At 46.2% G+C, this 1,986-nt stretch carries 5 protein-coding genes; all 5 read left to right on the top strand.

The genetic code is table 11. The annotated features are described in order from the left end of the window. Positions 1-104 (top strand): 50S ribosomal protein L18 (locus BHE89_RS15780; protein ID WP_286146216.1); only part of this gene is annotated, 104 nt, incomplete at its 5' end. A gap of 14 nt (positions 105-118) precedes the next feature. Then, the gene (rpsE, locus tag BHE89_RS15775) at positions 119-619 is read left to right on the top strand and encodes a 30S ribosomal protein S5 (RefSeq protein ID WP_023583472.1); all 501 of its coding nucleotides are present in this window, start codon (positions 119-121) and stop codon (positions 617-619) included. 5 nt (positions 620-624) lie between these two features. Continuing rightward, on the top strand, positions 625-804 hold the full coding sequence (gene rpmD, locus BHE89_RS15770) for a 50S ribosomal protein L30 (RefSeq protein WP_036914634.1): 180 nt from the start codon (positions 625-627) through the stop codon (positions 802-804). A 3-nt stretch (positions 805-807) separates the two neighbouring features. Continuing rightward, positions 808-1,242, top strand: coding sequence for a 50S ribosomal protein L15 (gene rplO / locus BHE89_RS15765; protein WP_004246944.1), 435 nt, complete (start codon positions 808-810; stop codon positions 1,240-1,242). A 7-nt stretch (positions 1,243-1,249) separates the two neighbouring features. Then, positions 1,250-1,986, top strand: a 737-nt coding sequence (locus BHE89_RS15760) for a preprotein translocase subunit SecY (RefSeq protein ID WP_141008312.1), incomplete at its 3' end; no start/stop codon positions are given.

Below are 1,986 nucleotides of genomic sequence, written 5' to 3'. Positions count from 1 at the left end.
AAAAAGGTATCAAAGTAGTATCATTTGACCGTTCCGGTTTCCAATATCATGGTCGAGTCCAGGCACTGGCAGATGCTGCCCGTGAAGCTGGCCTTCAGTTCTAAGGTAGGAGTGTAAGATGGCTCACATCGAGAAACAAGCTGGCGAACTGCAGGAAAAGCTGATCGCGGTAAACCGCGTATCTAAAACCGTTAAAGGTGGTCGTATCTTTAGCTTCACCGCTCTTACAGTAGTTGGTGATGGTAATGGCCGCGTTGGTTTTGGATATGGCAAAGCTCGCGAAGTTCCGGCAGCAATCCAGAAAGCGATGGAAAAAGCCCGTCGCAATATGAAAACCGTCGCTTTAAACAACGGTACTCTGTTCCACCCTGTTAAAGGTACTCACACAGGCTCACGCGTATTTATGCAGCCTGCTCATGAAGGTACCGGTATCATCGCAGGTGGTGCAATGCGTGCAGTTCTAGAAGTGGCTGGCGTTCGTAACGTACTGGCTAAAACCTATGGTTCCACTAACCCGATTAACGTGGTTCGTGCAACACTGGACGCTTTAGATAGCATGAAGTCTCCAGATATGGTCGCAGCTAAGCGTGGTAAATCCGTTGAAGAAATTCTGGGGTAATGACCATGGCTAAGACTATTAAAATTACTCAAACACGCAGCTTAATCGGTCGTCTGCCTAAACATAAGGCAACTATGACTGGTTTAGGACTGCGTCGCATCGGTCACACTGTAGAACGCGAAGATACACCAGCAGTTCGCGGTATGATCAACTTGGTTTCCTATATGGTTAAAGTTGAGGAGTAAGAGATGCGTTTAAATACTCTGTCTCCGGCTGAAGGTGCCAAGCATGCGCCTAAACGTGTAGGTCGTGGTATCGGTTCTGGCTTAGGTAAAACTGGCGGCCGTGGTCACAAAGGTCAGAAATCTCGTTCTGGCGGTGGCGTACGTCGTGGTTTTGAAGGCGGCCAGATGCCTTTATATCGTCGTTTACCAAAATTTGGTTTTACTTCACGTAAATCATTTGTGACTGCGGAAATCCGTCTGTCTGATTTAGCTTACGTTGAAGGCGATGTAATCGATCTGAATGCACTGAAAGCCGCAAACGTTGTTGGCCCACAGATTGAATTTGCAAAATTAATTCTATCTGGCGAGGTTAACCGTGCAGTGACTATTCGTGGTCTGCGTGTTACCAAAGGTGCCCGTGCAGCAATCGAATCAGCTGGCGGTAAAATTGAGGAATAAGTGACAGATGGCTAAACAACCAGGTTTAGATTTTCAGAGTGCTAAAGGTGGTGTTGGTGAACTAAAACGCAGACTTTTGTTTGTTCTTGGTGCACTTATTGTCTTTAGAATTGGCTCTTTTATTCCTATCCCTGGTATTGATGCCACTGTGCTTGCCAAATTGCTCGATCAGCAAAAAGGCACCATCATTGAAATGTTTAACATGTTCTCTGGTGGTGCTCTTAGCCGTGCTTCTATCTTTGCGCTGGGTATCATGCCTTATATTTCGGCATCGATTATTATCCAACTCTTATCAGTGGTTAACCCTCGGTTAGCAGAGATTAAGAAGGAAGGGGAGGCCGGTCGTCGTAAGATCAGCCAATATACCCGTTATGGTACTTTGGTGCTGGCGATATTCCAATCTATTGGTATCGCAACAGGCTTACCGAATATGCCAGGAATGCAAGGTCTGGTAATCAATCCAGGTCTACCATTCTATATTACGGCTGTTGTGAGCTTAGTCACAGGAACAATGTTCCTAATGTGGTTAGGTGAGCAAATCACTGAACGTGGTATTGGTAACGGTATCTCAATCATTATCTTTGCAGGTATCGTTGCAGGTCTTCCGCCTGCCATTGGTCAAACCATCGAGCAGGCGCGGCAAGGCGAACTGCACTTCCTCCTGTTATTGTTGGTTGCAGTATTGGTGTTCGCGGTTACTTTCTTTGTTGTTTTTGTTGAAAGGGGACAACGTCGTATCGTTGT

This window comes from Shigella sp. FC1967 (assembly GCF_001743005.1).
In the GTDB taxonomy this organism is placed as follows: domain Bacteria; phylum Pseudomonadota; class Gammaproteobacteria; order Enterobacterales; family Enterobacteriaceae; genus Proteus.
The sequence above is the reverse complement of the archived record's forward strand: the minus strand, read 5'-3'. Positions and strand labels throughout refer to the sequence as shown.

Excerpts from the sequence above, each read along its gene's own strand:
- rplO (WP_004246944.1), top strand. The coding sequence starts at position 808 with ATGCGTTTAAATACTCTGTCTCCGGCTGAAGGTGCCAAGCATGCGCCT.
- rpsE (WP_023583472.1), top strand. The coding sequence starts at position 119 with ATGGCTCACATCGAGAAACAAGCTGGCGAACTGCAGGAAAAGCTGATC.
- rpmD (WP_036914634.1), top strand. The coding sequence starts at position 625 with ATGGCTAAGACTATTAAAATTACTCAAACACGCAGCTTAATCGGTCGT.